Source organism: Mesorhizobium sp. M7A.F.Ce.TU.012.03.2.1, from assembly GCF_004006095.1.
Classification (GTDB): domain Bacteria; phylum Pseudomonadota; class Alphaproteobacteria; order Rhizobiales; family Rhizobiaceae; genus Mesorhizobium.
This window is the reverse complement of record NZ_CP034779.1, coordinates 4935572-4951083: the sequence shown is the minus strand read 5'-3', so window position 1 is coordinate 4951083 and position 15512 is coordinate 4935572. Positions and strand designations below refer to the sequence as shown.

Genomic DNA, 15512 nt, shown 5'->3' with positions numbered 1-15512 from the left:
GCTACTCCCGCTCCTTGCGCAGCTTCGCCCAATAGTCGAGCCGCTTCCTGATGTCGCGCTCGAAGCCGCGCTCGGGCGGATCATAGAAGGTCTGGCGGCCCATCTTCTCGGGAAAATAATCCTGCCCCGAAAAGGCATCCGGCTCGTCATGGTCGTAACGATAGCCGGCGCCGTAATCCTCCTCTTTCATCAGCTTTGTCGGTGCGTTGAGGATGTGCTTGGGCGGCAGCAGCGAGCCGTGTTCCTTCGCGGCCCGCGTGGCAGCCTTGAAAGCATTGTAGACGGCGTTGGATTTGGGCGCGGTGGCGAGATAGACGGTGGCCTCGGCAAACGCCAACTCGCCCTCGGGCGAGCCAAGATAATCATAGGCATCCTTGGCGGCATTGGCGACGACAAGCGCCTGCGGGTCGGCAAGGCCGATGTCTTCCATCGCCATGCGCACCAGCCGGCGGCCTAGATAGAGCGGATCCTCGCCGGCATCGAACATGCGTGCGAGATAGTAGAGAGCCGCGTCAGGGTCTGAACCGCGTACCGATTTGTGCAGCGCCGAGATCAGATTGTAATGGCCGTCCTGGCCCTTGTCGTAGATCGGCGCGCGGCGCTGGACGATGCGCTGCAGTCCCTGGGGATCGAAGACCTCGCCGGGTTTGGCTGCCCGCCAGACTTCTTCCGCGAGCGTCAGCGAGGCCCGGCCGTCGCCATCGCTCATGCGGATGAGCATGGTCCGCGCCTCGTCGTCGAGCGGCAGCGCCCTGCCCTCGGTCTCCTCCGCCCGCACCATCAGCTTGGAGATGCTCTCCTCGCCAAGCGAATGGAAGACCAGAACGCGCGCGCGTGACAACAAAGCGGCATTCAGTTCGAAGGACGGGTTTTCGGTCGTGGCGCCAACCAGCACGACTGTCCCGTCCTCCATGACCGGGAGAAAGCTGTCTTGCTGGGCACGGTTGAAGCGATGGATCTCGTCGACGAACAGCAAGGTCTGGCGGCCATTGGTGCGGCGCAATTTGGCCGCTTCGAACACCTTTTTCAGGTCGGCGACGCCGGAAAAGACAGCCGATATCTGCTCGAAGGCCAGGCTGGTTTCGCCGGCAAGCAGGCGCGCCACGGTGGTCTTGCCGGTGCCGGGCGGCCCCCAGAAGATCATCGAGCCGAGCGAGCCGGAACCGATCAACCGGGTCAGCGCGCCGTCAGGGCCGGTCAGATGCTCCTGGCCGACGACCTCGCCAAGGTTTCTCGGCCGCAGCCTGTCGGCCAGCGGCCGCCCGGGCGGGGTCTTTTCCGGTTCATCGACGCTGAACAGATCGGCCATGCACTTCTTTTTCGTTGGAGCATGAGCCCGAATGCACGGAACCCAGCCCTAATAACGCAACACCTGACGCATTATCTGCCCGCCACGCTCGACGGTAAAGCGCCACCAGCGCGTATCCGTCCTGGCCGCCAACTCCAGGGTCGCCGCGGTATCGATGGTGGTGCCGTTCACCTCGCGCACGATGTCGCCCGGCTGGAAGCCGAAATCGGCGGCCGGAGAATCGCGGTTGATGTCGACCACGGTGACGCCCTTGATGTCCGTGCGCAGGCCAAGCCGCTGCGCGAGCCGGGGCGACAGCTCCGCGACCTTGGCGCCCGAAAACGGGCTGCGGCCATGCAGCGTCACCTCGGCAGCTTTCATGCCTTCCGGAGCACGCTCCAGCGCAATATCCATCGCCGCCTGCTGGCCCTTGGTCAAAACCGCGAAATTGGCGGTGGTGCCGATCGACAGCGTCGCCATCCGGTAGTCCAGCGCCTCGATGCTCTCGACCGGCTTGCCATTGAGTTGCAGCACCACGTCGCCGGGCTTGAGTCCTGCCTTGCCGGCCGGACCGGTCGCTTCGACCGACGAGACCAGCGCACCGGTCGGCTTCTCCATGCCGAGCGATTCGGCGATCTGCGGCGTCACCGCTTCGAACTCGGCGCCGATATAGGGCCGCTCGAAGAAGTCGAGCCCGGCCTTGGCCGCGTCGGCAAAAGCGCGGACCATATTCGAGGGAATGGCGAAGCCGATGCCGATCGAACCGCCGCTGCGGCTGTAGATGGCGGTGTTGATGCCGACCAGCTGGCCGCCCATGTTGATCAGCGCGCCGCCGGAATTGCCAGGATTGATGGCGGCGTCGGTCTGGATGAAGAAGCTGGAATCGGAGACGCCGATATGGCTGCGGGCCAGTGCCGAGACGATGCCGCTGGTGGTGGTCTGGCCGACGCCGAAGGGGTTGCCGATGGCCAGCAACAGGTCGCCGACCTCAAGCGCGTCGGAATCGCCGATGGCGATAACCGGAAACGGCTTGTCCGAGGTGATCTTGAGCACGGCGAGGTCGAGTGTCTCGTCCTTGAGCAGCACCTTGCTGTCGAACTCACGCCCATCAGCGGTCGCCACCTTGACCCGGTCGGCATCCTTGATGACGTGGTAATTGGTGACCACGACGCCGGTCGGATCGACCAGCACGCCGGAGCCGAGCGAAGACTGTGCACGCGGCTGCGAGCGACCGAAGAATTCCTCGAAGAACGGATCGCCGTCGAAAGGCGACGTGACCTTGGCCGTCTGCGAGGCATAGACGTTGACCACGGCCGGGGCTGTCTGCTTGACCAGCGGCGCAAACGACAATTGCACCTCCTCGCGGCCGAAGGGTACGCGCTTGTCGGGACCAGCCGTGGCGTTTTCGCCTTCCACGCCATGCAGCAGGTCGGTCAGCACATCGGACAGGCCGGGATCGGTCTTCGTCTCCTCGGCCAATGCCTGCCTGACCACCGGTGCGGCCGCAAACGCCATGATGGCGAAAAGCAGAACAAGGGGCAGTCTTCTGGCGCGCATTCGCGAATCCTCCAAGGCAAGTTCGGGGGCATTGTCCCGACGATTGTGCAAAATGAAAGGCTAAGCCGCTGAAATCCGACTATTTTGGGCAGCAAAACAGCTACAGCTGACCTTGAAACCGAAAACCTCGTGGCCCTGATGAAAAAACAACTCCTGTCTTTCCGTGACTTTTTGAAGACCGGTAGCTTGGGGCCGATCTCCCCCGACATGACAATGGCCGAGATTGTCGAAGTGCTCGGCATGCCTGAGCATGTCGATCCAGATTACTGGACGTTCGGAAAGCTCGAAATTTCCTTTGATATCACGCCGCCTCGCCAGATGAACTGGTTTCAAATTGAGCAGGCCAGTTACCTCAAAGGCGATTTGGAGGCTCTCACCACTCGCTTTGCACTCTCCCTGGACGGGTTCAGCGGAAAGACAAAGCCATCAGAGTTCCTGGGTGCCGGCCTTTGGACTCCAGATCAGGCCAAGGTTTTCTACGCGGCATCCGGCCATGACATCGGGATGAACATCTGCGCCGGACCGATTCAGATAAATTTTCATGTGGCTGCCGACTTCATCGGCAACCAAGATGCCGAAACCTATTTGAAGGCCTCCTCCCCGTCGCAAGCGATGGCGAAAATCGATTCTCGAGCCGTCCTCGACAGTATCTATTCATATCCTTACCCGAAGACTGAAGAGGTACCGGGTGCATTCGATTGGAAGCTGTTGAGCGGAAGCCAGTACCTGGCGCTGGCCGATGGACAGCAAACATCGGCAAACAAAAAAGGGGCCCGCAGGCCCCTTTGAACTCATTTGGGAAAACCGAGCCTTATGCGGCTGCGGCGTCCGCGTCAGCGCTTTCGGCTTCGATGCGAGCGCGGTCGCCGGCGCCTTTGGCCGAAACGTCGCGATCGACGAACTCGATGACGGCCATGGCGGCGTTGTCACCGTGACGGAAGCCCGCCTTCATGATGCGCAGATAGCCGCCATTGCGGTTGGCGTAGCGCGGCGCGATGGTGTCGAACAGACGCTTGACGACGCCTTCATTGCCGATCTGGGCAATGACCTGGCGGCGGGCATGCAGGTCGCCGCGCTTGCCGAGCGTCACCAGCTTCTCGACGATCGGACGCAGGTCCTTCGCCTTCGGCAAGGTCGTGACGATCTGCTCGTGCTCGAGCAGCGACACGGCGAGGTTGGCGAACATCGACTTGCGATGGCTAATGCTTCGTGCGAAGCGACGGCCTTTGAAACCGTGGCGCATGGCTCTTTTCCTTCTTCAGTTGTTCAAGAGGCCGTGGCCTCTGATGGTTTTCCGCATGACCGTCGGATCGAGCGGCCCACGCCGCCCATCCTTGGAATTCATGCTCAATATTGGTCTTCGTAACGCTTAGCGAGGTCTTCGATGTTTTCCGGCGGCCAGTCCGGCACTTCCATGCCGAGGTGCAGGCCCATCGCCGCCAGGACTTCCTTGATCTCGTTCAGCGACTTGCGGCCGAAGTTCGGGGTGCGCAGCATCTCGGCTTCGGTCTTCTGGATCAGGTCGCCGATATAGACGATGTTGTCGTTCTTCAGGCAGTTGGCCGAACGCACCGAAAGCTCGAGTTCGTCGACCTTCTTGAGCAGCGCCGGGTTGAAGGCGAGCTCGGTGACGGCCTCGGCGGCGACTTCCTTCTGCGGCTCGTCGAAGTTGACGAACAGGCCGAGCTGGTCCTGCAGGATGCGGGCGGCGAAAGCCACCGCGTCCTCGCCGGTGATCGAACCGTCGGTGTCGATCGTCATGGTCAGCTTGTCATAGTCGAGAACCTGGCCCTCGCGGGTGTTCTCGACCTTGTAGGAGACCTTCTTGACCGGCGAATAAAGGCTGTCGACCGGGATCAAGCCGATCGGCGCGTCTTCGGCGCGGTTGCGGTCGGCCGGCACGTAACCCTTGCCGGTGTCGACGGTGAATTCCATGCGGATTTCAGCGCCTTCGTCCAGCGTGCAGATGACGTGGTCGGGGTTGAGGATCTCGACGTCGCCAACCGTCTGGATGTCGCCGGCAAGAACAGCACCCGGTCCCTGCTTGCGAACGACCATGCGCTTGGGACCATCGCCTTCCATGCGGATGGCGATTTCCTTGATATTCAAGACGATGTCGGTCACGTCCTCGCGCACGCCGGCGATGGACGAGAATTCATGCAGAACGCCGTCGATCTGCACGGCGGTAACAGCCGCACCGCGCAGCGAAGACAGAAGCACGCGGCGCAGCGCGTTGCCCAGCGTCAGGCCAAAGCCACGCTCGAGAGGCTCGGCGACCAGCGTGGTCAGCGTCTTCTTCTTCGACGAGAACTCGATCTTGTTCGGCTTGATCAGTTCCTGCCAATTTTTCTGGATCATGATGCTTTCCTTCCGTTGACCCGCCACCATCCAATCGTGGCGGGCGACCTGGAATGCCGCGGAGGAGCGCCCAAAGGCGCTCGCGCGGCGTTCGGTAAATGCTTAGACGCGACGCTTCTTGCGCGGGCGGCAGCCATTGTGCGGGATCGGCGTCACATCACGGATCGAGGTGATGGTGAAGCCGGCCGCCTGCAGGGCGCGCAGTGCCGATTCACGACCGGAGCCGGGTCCGCAGACCTCGACTTCGAGCATGCGCATGCCGTGTTCCTGGGCCTTCTTGGCAACATCCTCGGCAGCCATCTGGGCAGCGAACGGGGTCGACTTGCGCGAACCCTTGAAGCCCTGGGCACCGGCCGACGACCAGGCAATCGAATTGCCCTGCGCGTCGGTGATGGTGATCATCGTGTTGTTGAAGGTCGAATTGACGTGGGCAACGCCCGACGAGATGTTCTTGCGTTCGCGACGGCGAACACGAGCGGCTTCCTTGGCCATGATAGTCCTTTCAGTTGATCTCTACACCGCCGTAATGCCAGCGGCTCCACCTTCGTAAGGGAGTAGGGGAATAGGGCAGTAAGGGAGTAGGGAAAAGTGCGACCCGACTGGCGGGCATTCCCTACTGCCTTACTCCCCTACTCCCTTATTCCCCTAAAAAATTACTTCTTCTTGCCGGCGATCGACTTGGCCGGGCCCTTGCGGGTGCGCGCATTGGTATGCGTGCGCTGGCCGCGGACCGGCAGCGAGCGGCGGTGACGCAGGCCGCGGTAGCAGCCGAGGTCCATGAGCCGCTTGATGTTCATCGAGACTTCGCGGCGCAGGTCGCCTTCAACCTGGTAATCGCGGTCGATGGTTTCGCGGATCTGCAGCACTTCCGCGTCGGTCAGCTGGTTGACGCGGCGCTCGGCCGGGATGCCGACCTTGTCGACGATCTCCTGGGCGAACCGCTTGCCAATGCCGTGAATGTATTGAAGCGCAATGACAACGCGCTTGTTGGTCGGAATGTTGACGCCGGCTATACGAGCCATGTTCTTCCCTTCTCCATGTGGGCCGGCCAATCCTCAAAAACGAGGCGGGCACGGCGCTGTCTTAAGTTGCCCCGCGTCCGGTGGAGGCCGGCCCATGCGGGAGTTTCCAGTTCAATGCGGCTGCCTTGCCCTTGCGGACAAGCAAAGCTCATGCCTGATAGGAAGACGGGCCGCCATACCGCAGCGAACCGCCTCCGTCAAGTGCAATCGTTAATTTCCCCGCACTGCGTCCTTGAGCACCGCTTCGATCTGTTCCGTCACGGCGTCGATATCGGCCATGCCGTCGACACTGCGGAGCTTGCCCTTGGCATAGTAGTAGCCAATCAGCGGCGACGTCTTCTTGTAGTATTCCCTCAGGCGCTCTTCGAACACGGTCGGGTTGTCGTCCTTGCGAACGGGAAGGCCGGCGGCCTGCGCCTCGTCGGCGCGCTTGACGATCCGGCCAACCAGGGCCTTGTCGTCGACCACGAGCTCAATGACGGCGTCGAGGCCCTGGGAGCGATCCGACAGCATCTGCTCGACCGCATCCGCCTGCACCAGGGTCCGCGGATAACCGTCGAGGATGAACCCCTTGGCGCAGTCGGGCTGATCGATACGCTCGGCGACGATCGCGTTGACGATCGCGTCGGACACCAGTTCACCGGCATCCATCACCGCCTTGGCGCGCTTGCCGACTTCGGTGCCTGCCTGGACGGCAGCACGCAGCATGTCGCCCGTCGAGAGCTGGGGTATGCCGTGTTTTTCTACCAGTCTTTGTGCTTGCGTCCCCTTGCCCGCTCCTGGCGGCCCAAGCAATATCAACCTCATCTGGCTTTCTTCCCCCCGCGCAGCTTCGACTTCTTGATCAGGCCTTCATACTGGTGCGCAATCAGGTGCCCCTGAATCTGCGCAACCGTATCGAGCGTGACACTGACCACGATCAGAAGCGATGTGCCACCAAGGTAGAATGGTACGCCAGTCGCCGAGATCAGGAACTCCGGCAACAGGCACACCAGCACCAGATAGATGGCGCCGACGACGGTGATGCGGGTGAGAACGTAATCGATGTAATCGGCGGTGCGCTCGCCCGGACGATAGCCCGGGATGAAGCCCGAATGCTTCTTGAGCTGGTCGGCGGTGTCCTTCGGGTTGAAGACAATCGCAGTGTAGAAGAAGGCGAAGAACGCGATCATCGCCGCATAGAATGCCATGTAGAGCGGCTGGCCATGGCCGAGCGCGGCCAGGATGGTGCTGGCCCAGGCCGGCATGTTGGCCGTCTGCGAGAAGCCCGCGACGGTGGCCGGCAGCAACAGCAGCGACGAGGCGAAGATCGGCGGAATGACACCCGACGTGTTGAGCTTCAGCGGCAGATGCGAGGTATCGCCCTGGAACATGCGGTTGCCGACCTGGCGCTTCGGGTACTGGATCAGCAAGCGGCGCTGGGCTCGCTCGAAGAACACGATGAGCGCGATGACGACGACGGCCAGCACGATGATCGCCAGGATCAGGCCGGTCGACAGCGCGCCGGTGCGGCCAAGCTCCAGCGTGCCGGAGATGGCGTGCGGCAGGCCGGCGACGATGCCGGAGAAGATGATCAGCGAAATGCCGTTGCCGATGCCGCGCGCGGTGATCTGCTCGCCCAGCCACATCAGGAACATGGTGCCGCCGACCAGCGTGACGACGGTCGAGATGCGGAAGAACATGCCGGGATCGCTGACGATGCCGTTGCCGCCTTCCAGACCGACAGAAATGCCATAGGCCTGAACCAGCGCAAGCAGCACCGTGCCGTAGCGCGTGTATTGGTTGATGACCTTGCGGCCCTGTTCGCCTTCCTTCTTCAGCGCTTCCAGCGACGGGATGACCGAAGTCATCAGCTGCATGATGATGGAGGCGGAGATGTAAGGCATGATGCCGAGCGCAAAGATCGCCATGCGCTGCACGGCGCCGCCGGCGAACATGTTGAACATGCCAAGCACGCCCTTGCTCTGCGAAGAGAAGGCCTGGGCGAAGGCGTCGGGATTGATACCGGGAAGCGGGATGTAGGTGCCGAGGCGATAAACAAGCAGCGCGCCGATCGTGAACCAGATGCGCTTCTTCAAATCCTCCGCCTTGGCGAAGGCCGAGAAATTCAGATTCGAGGCTAATTGTTCAGCAGCCGAAGCCATGCCTGATTCTCCGCTTGGTAACGCTTGATGGCCCTGAGGTCAGGCGGCGCGTTTCACCGAAGCTCACGAGATAAGCTCCGGGCTCTAAACATGCAAGCGGCCGCGTTGACGCGGCCGCCTCGTTGAGCAGATCAAAGCGCAATCGTGAGCAAAAACGGATCCCACTCCTGCCGATCGCGCTTCAAATTGCCGTTACTCGGCAGCTGCCTTTTCCTGCGGCAGCTTGACCGAACCGCCGGCCTTTTCGATCTTTTCGATCGCGGCCTTGGAGGCGCCGGCAACGTCAAAGGCGAGCTTCGCCTTGATCTCGCCGTCCGAGAGGATGCGCACGCCGTCCTTGACGCGGCGGATGACGCCGGCGGCAACCAGCGATTCAGCCGTCACGGTCGCCTTGGCGTCGAGCTTCTTGGCGTCGATGGCCACCTGGATGCGGGCCAGCGACACGACGGTGAAGCTCTTGGCGAAGATGTTGTTGAAGCCACGCTTCGGCAGGCGCCGGTAGAGCGGCATCTGGCCGCCCTCGAAGCCGTTGATGGCGACGCCGGAGCGCGCCTTCTGGCCCTTGACGCCGCGACCGCCGGTCTTGCCGGAGCCGGAGCCGATACCACGGCCGAGACGCTTCTTGGAGTGCGTCGCGCCGTCCTTGTCACGCAGATCGTTGAGTTTCATCTGAGTTCTCCTGCGCTCTGGCTCAGCCCTCGTCCACGACGCGGACGAGATGCTGGACGGCAGCGATCATGCCGCGCACGGAGGGCGTATCTTCCAGCGTGCGCTGCTTGTGCATCTTGTTGAGGCCGAGGCCGACCAGCGTCGCGCGCTGCTCCTTCGGACGGCGGATCGGCGAACCGATCTGCTCAACGGTGATGGTCTTGGTTGCTTTCTTGGCCATGGTCAAAATCCCTGGTCAGATCGACTATTCTTCAGCCGCAACGGCGTTGCCGCGGCGGGCCTGAAGGGTCGAATACTTGATGCCGCGAGCAGCAGCCACATCCTTGGGATGCATCTGGCTCTTCAGCGCGTCGAAGGTGGCGCGAACCATGTTGTAGGGGTTCGACGAACCCATCGACTTGGCGACCACGTCATGCATGCCGAGCGTCTCGAAGACAGCGCGCATCGGGCCACCGGCGATGATGCCGGTACCTTGCTTGGCGGCGCGCAGCAGCACGCGTCCAGCACCCCAGCGTCCTTCGACGTCGTGATGCAGCGTACGGCCCGAGCGCAGCGGCACGAAGATCATGTCGCGCTTGGCCGATTCAGTTGCCTTGCGGATGGCTTCCGGCACTTCGCGCGCCTTGCCGTGACCAAAGCCGACGCGGCCCTTCTGGTCGCCGACGACGACGAGTGCTGCAAAACCGAAGCGACGGCCGCCCTTGACGACCTTGGCGACGCGGTTGATGTGGACGAGCTTGTCCACCATGCCGTCATCGCGTTCTTCACGATCGCGGCCGCGGCCGCCATCCCTACGTTCCTGTGCCATATCCTGTTCCTTGTTTTTTTCCGGAAGCACGGTTGCTGATAAGATCCGGTGCCTCGCCCCGAATAAATCGGGAAACGGTCACCGGGGGCGAAATCAATTCCTTCGCATAATCCCTATCCGAAAAGTCTGCAACTTTTCGGGACTATGCTTAGAAGCTCAAGCCACCTTCGCGGGCAGCCTCGGCGAGCGCCTTGACGCGGCCGTGATAGATGTAGGCACCGCGGTCGAAGACGACTTCCTTGACGCCGGCCTTGGTGGCGCGCTCGGCGATCAGCTTGCCGATCGCGGCGGCGGCGGCGGTGTCGGCGCCGGTCTTGAGCGAACCCTTGAGGTCCTTCTCGAGCGTCGAAGCGGCAGCGATGGTGTGGCCCTTGGCGTCGTCGATGACCTGCACGTAGATGTTCTTCGACGTGCGGTGGACCGACAGACGCGGACGCTCGCCGGCGACCTTCTTGATCTGACGACGGACGCGCTGCGCGCGGCGCTGCGTGGATTCCTTGGTACCCATGATGGTCTTCCTTGCCTTCAAAAAACGGGGGCCGCCATATGCGGTAGGCGAAAGCGCCTCCCGCGACCGCTCCCCGCGGCGTTACACTTCTTGGCTTGGCCTCAACTTCTCGAGGCCAGGCCCGCTACTTCTTCTTGCCTTCCTTGCGGACGATCTTCTCGCCGGCATAGCGGACGCCCTTGCCCTTGTAGGGCTCGGGACCGCGATACTCGCGGATCTCGGCCGCAACCTGGCCGACTTGCTGCTTGTCGATGCCGGCCACGGTGATTTCGGTCGGCTTCGGCACGGTAATGGTGATGCCGGCCGGCGTCTCATAGACGACGTCATGGCTGAAGCCAAGCGCCAGCTGCAGGTTCTTGCCCTGAAGTGCCGCGCGATAGCCGACGCCGGTGATCTCGAGCTTCTTCTCGAAACCGTCCTTGACGCCCTGCAGGATGTTGACGATCTGCGTGCGCGACATGCCCCACTTGGAGCGGGCGGTCTTGGTCTGGTCGCGCGGCAGGACAGCGATCTCGCTGCCTTCCATCTTGACCAGCACTTCGTCGTTCACCACGAACTTCAGCTCACCCTTGGGGCCCTTCGCCGTCACGGTCTGGCCGTTGACGGTCGCGGTCACGCCCTGCGGCAGCGAAACGGGTTTCTTTCCAATACGAGACATTTTGTTGTCCTCGTCACTTCTCTTGTTTCAGGTCTCTGTCTTCGGGAACGATCCGGAGACCGGATTCCACTTTGCGGTCAACTGCCAGATCAGAAGATCTGGCAGAGAATCTCACCGCCGACGTTCTGTTCACGTGCTTCATGGTCGGCCATCACGCCCTTCGGTGTCGAAAGGATGGCGATGCCGAGGCCGTTGGCGACCTGCGGAATCGACTTGGCCGAAACATAGACGCGGCGGCCTGGCTTCGAGACGCGGGCGATTTCGCGCACGACCGGCGCGCCGTCGAAATACTTCAGCTCGATCTCGATTTCGGACTTGCCGTTGTCGAAGTCGGTCTGGCTGTAATCGCGGATATAGCCTTCAGCCTTCAGCACGTCGAGGACGCGGGTGCGCAGACGCGAAGCCGGCGTCGAAACGCTCGACTTCTTGCGGCCGTACGCGTTGCGGATGCGGGTCAGCATATCGCCGAGAGGATCGCTCAATGACATGTTATGTCCTCCTTACCAGCTCGACTTGACCAGGCCCGGGATCTGGCCGTTATTGCCGAGATCACGAAGCGCGATGCGCGATACTTTGAGCTTGCGATAGTAGGCGCGCGGACGGCCGGTGACTTCGCAGCGGTTGCGGATGCGGATCTTGGCCGAGTTGCGCGGCATGGCGGCAAGCTTGAGCTGAGCGCGGAAACGCTCTTCCATCGGCTTGGACTGATCCATGATGATCGCCTTCAGGGCAGCGCGCTTGGGACCGTACTGGTCGGCAAGCTTGCGGCGCCTGTTGTTCTTCTCGACTGAGCTGGTCTTTGCCATTTCAGATTTTTCCTTTTCTCGCTGCCGTTACTGGCGGAAGGGGAAGTTGAAAGCCTTGAGCAATGCCCTGGCTTCGTCGTCCGTCTTCGCAGTCGTACAAACGATGACGTCCATGCCCCAGATCTGATCAACCTTGTCGTAGTTGATCTCCGGGAACACGATGTGTTCCTTGATGCCCATGGCGTAGTTGCCACGGCCATCGAAGCTCTTCGGATTGAGCCCGCGGAAGTCGCGGACGCGTGGCAGTGCGATATTCACGAGACGGTCGAGGAACTCGTACATGCGTTCCTTGCGCAGCGTGACCTTGGCGCCGATCGGCATCTTCTCGCGGACCTTGAAGCCGGCAATCGAGTTGCGGGCGCGGGTGACGACGGCCTTCTGGCCGGCGATCATCGCCAGGTCTTCGGCCGCGATCGAAGGCTTCTTGGAATCGGCGGTCGCTTCGCCAACGCCCATGTTCAGCACGATCTTGTCGATGCGCGGAACCTGCATCTCGTTGTCGTAGCCGAACTGTTCCTGCAACGCCTTGCGGATGGTCTCGTTGTAGACCTGCTTGAGGCGCGGCGTGTTGTTCGCGGTCGCCTGCTTGGATTGAGCCTTAGCCATTGATGACTTCTCCCGAGCGCTTGGCGACGCGCACCTTCTTGCCGTCCTTCTGGAAGATGAAACCGACGCGGGTCGGCTTGCCATCCTTGGGGTCGGCCAGCGCGATGTTCGACAGCTGGATCGGCGCTTCCTTGGTGATGATCCCGCCCTCTTGGGACTGGGACTGCTTCTGGTGACGACGGATCATGTTGACGCCGCGCACCAGCGCGGTGTCTTCCTTCGGCTGCACCGAGAGGACTTCGCCCGAACGGCCCTTGTCCTTGCCGGCCAGCACGACGACCTTGTCGCCTTTTCTAATCTTTTGCATTGGTCCGGCTCCTTACAGCACTTCAGGCGCGAGCGAGATGATCTTCATGTGGTTCTTGGCGCGGAGTTCGCGCGGAACCGGTCCGAAGATACGCGTGCCGATCGGCTCTTTCTTGTTGTCGACGAGAACGGCCGCGTTCTTGTCGAAACGGATCACGCTGCCGTCCGGGCGGCGGATGTCCTTGGCCGTGCGAACCACGACCGCCTTCATCACATCGCCCTTCTTTACGCGGCCGCGCGGAATGGCTTCCTTGATCGACACCACGATGATGTCGCCCACGGAAGCGTATTTCCGCTTCGAGCCGCCCAGCACCTTGATGCACATGACACGACGGGCGCCGGAATTATCCGCGACGTCGAGGTTTGTTTGCATCTGAATCATGACTGGCCGCCTTCTTCTCTTCTAACGGGATGGGCTCAAAGCCCCTCCCCGGTCTGTCCAAAATTCGTTGTTTACGCCCGAGGTCAGGCTTGGTCCGAAGACACGACGATCCAGCGCTTGTCCTTGGAAATCGGCTTCGATTCCTGGATGAACACCTGATCGCCAACCTTGTGGGCGTTGTTCTCGTCGTGCGCCTTGTACTTCTTGGTCATGCGCACGGTCTTCTTCATCACGGGATGCGTGAAGCGCCGTTCGACCTTGACGACAACCGTCTTCTCGTTCTTGTCGCTGACGACGGTGCCCTGCAGAATGCGCTTTGGCATGGTTTTCGTCCTTAAGCCTTCTTAGCCGCGGACTTTTCCGCAGCGATGGTCTTGATACGCGCAATATCCTTACGGACCTGTCTCACGCGCGCGGTCTTCTCGAGCTGGCCGGTGGCCTTCTGGAAGCGCAGGTTGAACTGCTCCTTCTTCAGGCTGGCCAGGTCGTCGGTCAGCTGGTCCTGGGTCTTGGTCCGGATGTCTTCGGCTTTCATGATCAGCCCGTCCTTATTCTGCGATGCGCTGCACGAAGCGCGTCTTGACCGAGAGCTTGGCCGCGCCGAGACGCAGTGCCTCACGGGCGGTTTCTTCATTGACGCCGTCGATCTCGAACATGATACGGCCCGGCTTGACGCGCGCCGCCCAGTAGTCGACCGCACCCTTGCCCTTACCCATGCGGACTTCGGTCGGCTTCGAAGTGACCGGCACGTCCGGGAAAATACGGATCCAGACGCGACCAGCGCGCTTCATTTCACGCGTGATCGCGCGGCGGGCCGCCTCGATCTCACGTGCGGTGACGCGGTTCGGCTCAAGCGCCTTCAGCCCGAAACCACCGAAATCCAGGTTGGTGCCGCCCTTTGCGGTACCATGGATACGGCCCTTGAACTGCTTGCGGAACTTTGTGCGCTTTGGCTGCAGCATCGTTCTAACTCCAAATTCCTAAATGTCTCAGGCGTTTTCGCGACGACGACCGCGTTCGCGATCACCACCACCGCCATGCGCTGCGTCGCTTTCGCTGGCCCGACGCTCCGAAGCCATCGGGTCATGCTCAAGGATTTCGCCCTTGAACACCCAGACCTTGACGCCGCAGATGCCATAAGCCGTGTGCGCTTCGGCCGTACCGTAGTCGACGTCCGCACGCAGAGTATGCAGCGGCACGCGGCCTTCGCGATACCATTCCATGCGCGCGATCTCGGCGCCGCCGAGGCGGCCGGCGCAGTTGATGCGGATGCCTTCGGCCCCGAGGCGCATCGCCGACTGAACGGCACGCTTCATGGCGCGGCGGAACGCGATACGACGCTCGAGCTGCTGGGCGATCGACTGGGCGACCAGGGTCGCGTCGATTTCCGGCTTGCGCACTTCAACGATGTTGAGGTGCGTCTCGGACTTCGTCATCTCCATCAGCTTCTTGCGAAGCTTCTCGATGTCGGCGCCCTTCTTGCCGATGATCAGACCCGGGCGCGCGGCGTGGATGGTGACGCGGCACTTCTTGTGCGGACGCTCGATCACGACCTTCGAGATGGCAGCCTGCTTGAGCTCCTTCTCGAGATACTTGCGGATCTTGATGTCCTCATGCAGCAGCTTGCCGTACTCGCCGGTGTTCGCGAACCAGCGCGAATCCCAGGTGCGGTTGATGCCGAGGCGAAGACCGATCGGATTGACTTTCTGGCCCATTATGCGGCCTCCCCTTTTTCTTCGACTTCACGAACGACGATCGTGAGGTGCGAGAACGGCTTCTCGATACGGCTGGCGCGACCGCGGCCACGGGCATGGAACCGCTTCATGACGATCGACTTGCCGACATAGGCTTCCGCCACGATCAGCGCATCGACATCCAGGTCGTGGTTGTTTTCCGCGTTGGCGATTGCCGATTCCAGCGTCTTCTTGACCGTGCCGGAAATCCGCTTGGCCGAGAATTCGAGATCGGAAAGCGCTGTCGCGACCTTCTTGCCGCGGATCAGCGCGGCAACGAGGTTCAGCTTCTGCGGGCTGATACGGATCGTGCGCAATACGGCGCGCGCTTCGTTATCAGCAAGCCTGCGCGGAGCTTTGGCCTTGCCCATGATTATTTCCTCTTCGCCTTCTTATCCGCGCCGTGACCGTAATAGGTCCGGGTCGGAGCGAATTCACCGAACTTGTGACCGACCATGTCCTCGTTCACCGAGACGGGAACATGCTTCTGGCCGTTGTAGACACCGAAGGTGAAGCCGACGAACTGCGGCAGGATGGTGGAGCGACGGCTCCACATCTTGATCACCTCATTGCGACCACCTTCACGAACCTTGTCCACCTTCTTGAGAAGGTAGCCGTCAATGAAGGGGCCTTTCCAAATCGAACGAGTCACTTGGCGTTACCTCTT

At 61.6% G+C, this 15512-nt stretch carries 25 protein-coding genes; 1 reads left to right on the top strand and 24 read right to left on the bottom strand.

Annotated features, from left to right (window positions below; genetic code table 11):
* Position 1 precedes the first annotated feature (1 nt).
* On the bottom strand, positions 2-1309 hold the full coding sequence (locus tag EJ079_RS24510) for a replication-associated recombination protein A (RefSeq protein ID WP_127810389.1): 1308 nt from the start codon (positions 1307-1309) through the stop codon (positions 2-4).
* 48 nt (positions 1310-1357) lie between these two features.
* The gene (locus EJ079_RS24505) at positions 1358-2845 is read right to left on the bottom strand and encodes a DegQ family serine endoprotease (protein ID WP_127810388.1); all 1488 of its coding nucleotides are present in this window, start codon (positions 2843-2845) and stop codon (positions 1358-1360) included.
* An 84-nt stretch (positions 2846-2929) separates the two neighbouring features.
* Between EJ079_RS24505 and EJ079_RS24500 the strand changes: the two genes are divergently transcribed.
* A complete protein-coding gene (locus tag EJ079_RS24500) occupies positions 2930-3634 on the top strand; it encodes a hypothetical protein (RefSeq protein WP_127396165.1) in 705 nt (234 codons plus the stop codon).
* A 22-nt stretch (positions 3635-3656) separates the two neighbouring features.
* Here the strand turns inward: EJ079_RS24500 and rplQ are convergent, their stop codons facing one another.
* From rplQ to rpsS, 22 genes are all read right to left on the bottom strand, one after another.
* Positions 3657-4088: a 50S ribosomal protein L17 gene (gene rplQ, locus EJ079_RS24495; RefSeq protein WP_013531439.1), complete on the bottom strand. Its 432-nt coding sequence runs from the start codon at positions 4086-4088 to the stop codon at positions 3657-3659.
* Positions 4089-4192: 104 nt separating this feature from the next.
* The gene (locus EJ079_RS24490; protein WP_023812081.1) at positions 4193-5203 is read right to left on the bottom strand and encodes a DNA-directed RNA polymerase subunit alpha; all 1011 of its coding nucleotides are present in this window, start codon (positions 5201-5203) and stop codon (positions 4193-4195) included.
* Between the two features lie 102 nt (positions 5204-5305).
* Entirely contained in the window at positions 5306-5695 is a 390-nt protein-coding gene (gene rpsK, locus EJ079_RS24485) for a 30S ribosomal protein S11 (protein WP_006205444.1), read from the bottom strand.
* A 161-nt stretch (positions 5696-5856) separates the two neighbouring features.
* Positions 5857-6225, bottom strand: coding sequence for a 30S ribosomal protein S13 (rpsM, locus tag EJ079_RS24480; RefSeq protein WP_013531437.1), 369 nt, complete (start codon positions 6223-6225; stop codon positions 5857-5859).
* Between the two features lie 210 nt (positions 6226-6435).
* Positions 6436-7032: an adenylate kinase gene (locus EJ079_RS24475; protein ID WP_013531436.1), complete on the bottom strand. Its 597-nt coding sequence runs from the start codon at positions 7030-7032 to the stop codon at positions 6436-6438.
* Positions 7029-8369 carry a preprotein translocase subunit SecY gene (gene secY / locus EJ079_RS24470; RefSeq protein WP_027038734.1) on the bottom strand — a complete coding sequence of 447 codons (1341 nt, stop codon included), beginning with the start codon at positions 8367-8369 and terminating at the stop codon, positions 7029-7031. The genes EJ079_RS24475 and secY overlap by 4 nt, the downstream gene beginning before the upstream one ends.
* Positions 8370-8561: 192 nt before the next feature.
* Positions 8562-9038: a 50S ribosomal protein L15 gene (rplO, locus tag EJ079_RS24465; RefSeq protein ID WP_013531434.1), complete on the bottom strand. Its 477-nt coding sequence runs from the start codon at positions 9036-9038 to the stop codon at positions 8562-8564.
* A 22-nt stretch (positions 9039-9060) separates the two neighbouring features.
* The gene (gene rpmD, locus EJ079_RS24460) at positions 9061-9258 is read right to left on the bottom strand and encodes a 50S ribosomal protein L30 (protein ID WP_006205449.1); all 198 of its coding nucleotides are present in this window, start codon (positions 9256-9258) and stop codon (positions 9061-9063) included.
* Between the two features lie 24 nt (positions 9259-9282).
* Positions 9283-9846: a 30S ribosomal protein S5 gene (gene rpsE / locus EJ079_RS24455; protein ID WP_127810387.1), complete on the bottom strand. Its 564-nt coding sequence runs from the start codon at positions 9844-9846 to the stop codon at positions 9283-9285.
* Between the two features lie 148 nt (positions 9847-9994).
* Positions 9995-10354: a 50S ribosomal protein L18 gene (gene rplR, locus EJ079_RS24450; RefSeq protein WP_027038735.1), complete on the bottom strand. Its 360-nt coding sequence runs from the start codon at positions 10352-10354 to the stop codon at positions 9995-9997.
* Between the two features lie 124 nt (positions 10355-10478).
* Positions 10479-11012 (bottom strand): 50S ribosomal protein L6, encoded by a 534-nt coding sequence (gene rplF / locus EJ079_RS24445; protein WP_127810386.1) that lies wholly within the window; start codon positions 11010-11012, stop codon positions 10479-10481.
* An 89-nt stretch (positions 11013-11101) separates the two neighbouring features.
* Positions 11102-11500 carry a 30S ribosomal protein S8 gene (rpsH, locus tag EJ079_RS24440; RefSeq protein WP_013531431.1) on the bottom strand — a complete coding sequence of 133 codons (399 nt, stop codon included), beginning with the start codon at positions 11498-11500 and terminating at the stop codon, positions 11102-11104.
* Positions 11501-11512: 12 nt separating this feature from the next.
* Complete coding sequence (gene rpsN / locus EJ079_RS24435; protein WP_013895695.1) at positions 11513-11818, bottom strand: 30S ribosomal protein S14; 306 nt, start codon at positions 11816-11818, stop codon at positions 11513-11515.
* 27 nt (positions 11819-11845) lie between these two features.
* Positions 11846-12424 carry a 50S ribosomal protein L5 gene (rplE, locus tag EJ079_RS24430; protein ID WP_127270613.1) on the bottom strand — a complete coding sequence of 193 codons (579 nt, stop codon included), beginning with the start codon at positions 12422-12424 and terminating at the stop codon, positions 11846-11848.
* On the bottom strand, positions 12417-12731 hold the full coding sequence (gene rplX, locus EJ079_RS24425; protein WP_013531428.1) for a 50S ribosomal protein L24: 315 nt from the start codon (positions 12729-12731) through the stop codon (positions 12417-12419). Before rplX ends, rplE begins: the two co-directional genes overlap by 8 nt.
* Before the next feature lie 12 nt (positions 12732-12743).
* A complete protein-coding gene (gene rplN / locus EJ079_RS24420; protein ID WP_006205457.1) occupies positions 12744-13112 on the bottom strand; it encodes a 50S ribosomal protein L14 in 369 nt (122 codons plus the stop codon).
* An 83-nt stretch (positions 13113-13195) separates the two neighbouring features.
* The gene (gene rpsQ / locus EJ079_RS24415) at positions 13196-13435 is read right to left on the bottom strand and encodes a 30S ribosomal protein S17 (RefSeq protein ID WP_010909280.1); all 240 of its coding nucleotides are present in this window, start codon (positions 13433-13435) and stop codon (positions 13196-13198) included.
* An 11-nt stretch (positions 13436-13446) separates the two neighbouring features.
* The gene (gene rpmC / locus EJ079_RS24410; protein WP_006205459.1) at positions 13447-13647 is read right to left on the bottom strand and encodes a 50S ribosomal protein L29; all 201 of its coding nucleotides are present in this window, start codon (positions 13645-13647) and stop codon (positions 13447-13449) included.
* 13 nt (positions 13648-13660) lie between these two features.
* The gene (gene rplP, locus EJ079_RS24405) at positions 13661-14074 is read right to left on the bottom strand and encodes a 50S ribosomal protein L16 (protein ID WP_013531427.1); all 414 of its coding nucleotides are present in this window, start codon (positions 14072-14074) and stop codon (positions 13661-13663) included.
* Positions 14075-14101: 27 nt separating this feature from the next.
* Complete coding sequence (rpsC, locus tag EJ079_RS24400; protein ID WP_013531426.1) at positions 14102-14827, bottom strand: 30S ribosomal protein S3; 726 nt, start codon at positions 14825-14827, stop codon at positions 14102-14104.
* Entirely contained in the window at positions 14827-15216 is a 390-nt protein-coding gene (gene rplV, locus EJ079_RS24395; RefSeq protein ID WP_006205462.1) for a 50S ribosomal protein L22, read from the bottom strand. Before rplV ends, rpsC begins: the two co-directional genes overlap by 1 nt.
* 2 nt (positions 15217-15218) lie before the next feature.
* On the bottom strand, positions 15219-15497 hold the full coding sequence (rpsS, locus tag EJ079_RS24390) for a 30S ribosomal protein S19 (protein ID WP_006205463.1): 279 nt from the start codon (positions 15495-15497) through the stop codon (positions 15219-15221).
* Positions 15498-15512: the final 15 nt, after the last annotated feature.

What these genes read in the sequence shown, in the direction of transcription:
- EJ079_RS24510 (WP_127810389.1), bottom strand. Translation starts at nt 1,309, where the DNA reads ATGGCCGATCTGTTCAGCGTCGATGAACCGGAAAAGACCCCGCCCGGG.
- EJ079_RS24505 (WP_127810388.1), bottom strand. Translation starts at nt 2,845, where the DNA reads ATGCGCGCCAGAAGACTGCCCCTTGTTCTGCTTTTCGCCATCATGGCG.
- rplQ (WP_013531439.1), bottom strand. Translation starts at nt 4,088, where the DNA reads ATGCGCCACGGTTTCAAAGGCCGTCGCTTCGCACGAAGCATTAGCCAT.
- EJ079_RS24490 (WP_023812081.1), bottom strand. Translation starts at nt 5,203, where the DNA reads ATGATCCAGAAAAATTGGCAGGAACTGATCAAGCCGAACAAGATCGAG.
- rpsK (WP_006205444.1), bottom strand. Translation starts at nt 5,695, where the DNA reads ATGGCCAAGGAAGCCGCTCGTGTTCGCCGTCGCGAACGCAAGAACATC.
- rpsM (WP_013531437.1), bottom strand. Translation starts at nt 6,225, where the DNA reads ATGGCTCGTATAGCCGGCGTCAACATTCCGACCAACAAGCGCGTTGTC.
- EJ079_RS24475 (WP_013531436.1), bottom strand. Translation starts at nt 7,032, where the DNA reads ATGAGGTTGATATTGCTTGGGCCGCCAGGAGCGGGCAAGGGGACGCAA.
- secY (WP_027038734.1), bottom strand. Translation starts at nt 8,369, where the DNA reads ATGGCTTCGGCTGCTGAACAATTAGCCTCGAATCTGAATTTCTCGGCC.
- rplO (WP_013531434.1), bottom strand. Translation starts at nt 9,038, where the DNA reads ATGAAACTCAACGATCTGCGTGACAAGGACGGCGCGACGCACTCCAAG.
- rpmD (WP_006205449.1), bottom strand. Translation starts at nt 9,258, where the DNA reads ATGGCCAAGAAAGCAACCAAGACCATCACCGTTGAGCAGATCGGTTCG.
- rpsE (WP_127810387.1), bottom strand. Translation starts at nt 9,846, where the DNA reads ATGGCACAGGAACGTAGGGATGGCGGCCGCGGCCGCGATCGTGAAGAA.
- rplR (WP_027038735.1), bottom strand. Translation starts at nt 10,354, where the DNA reads ATGGGTACCAAGGAATCCACGCAGCGCCGCGCGCAGCGCGTCCGTCGT.
- rplF (WP_127810386.1), bottom strand. Translation starts at nt 11,012, where the DNA reads ATGTCTCGTATTGGAAAGAAACCCGTTTCGCTGCCGCAGGGCGTGACC.
- rpsH (WP_013531431.1), bottom strand. Translation starts at nt 11,500, where the DNA reads ATGTCATTGAGCGATCCTCTCGGCGATATGCTGACCCGCATCCGCAAC.
- rpsN (WP_013895695.1), bottom strand. Translation starts at nt 11,818, where the DNA reads ATGGCAAAGACCAGCTCAGTCGAGAAGAACAACAGGCGCCGCAAGCTT.
- rplE (WP_127270613.1), bottom strand. Translation starts at nt 12,424, where the DNA reads ATGGCTAAGGCTCAATCCAAGCAGGCGACCGCGAACAACACGCCGCGC.
- rplX (WP_013531428.1), bottom strand. Translation starts at nt 12,731, where the DNA reads ATGCAAAAGATTAGAAAAGGCGACAAGGTCGTCGTGCTGGCCGGCAAG.
- rplN (WP_006205457.1), bottom strand. Translation starts at nt 13,112, where the DNA reads ATGATTCAGATGCAAACAAACCTCGACGTCGCGGATAATTCCGGCGCC.
- rpsQ (WP_010909280.1), bottom strand. Translation starts at nt 13,435, where the DNA reads ATGCCAAAGCGCATTCTGCAGGGCACCGTCGTCAGCGACAAGAACGAG.
- rpmC (WP_006205459.1), bottom strand. Translation starts at nt 13,647, where the DNA reads ATGAAAGCCGAAGACATCCGGACCAAGACCCAGGACCAGCTGACCGAC.
- rplP (WP_013531427.1), bottom strand. Translation starts at nt 14,074, where the DNA reads ATGCTGCAGCCAAAGCGCACAAAGTTCCGCAAGCAGTTCAAGGGCCGT.
- rpsC (WP_013531426.1), bottom strand. Translation starts at nt 14,827, where the DNA reads ATGGGCCAGAAAGTCAATCCGATCGGTCTTCGCCTCGGCATCAACCGC.
- rplV (WP_006205462.1), bottom strand. Translation starts at nt 15,216, where the DNA reads ATGGGCAAGGCCAAAGCTCCGCGCAGGCTTGCTGATAACGAAGCGCGC.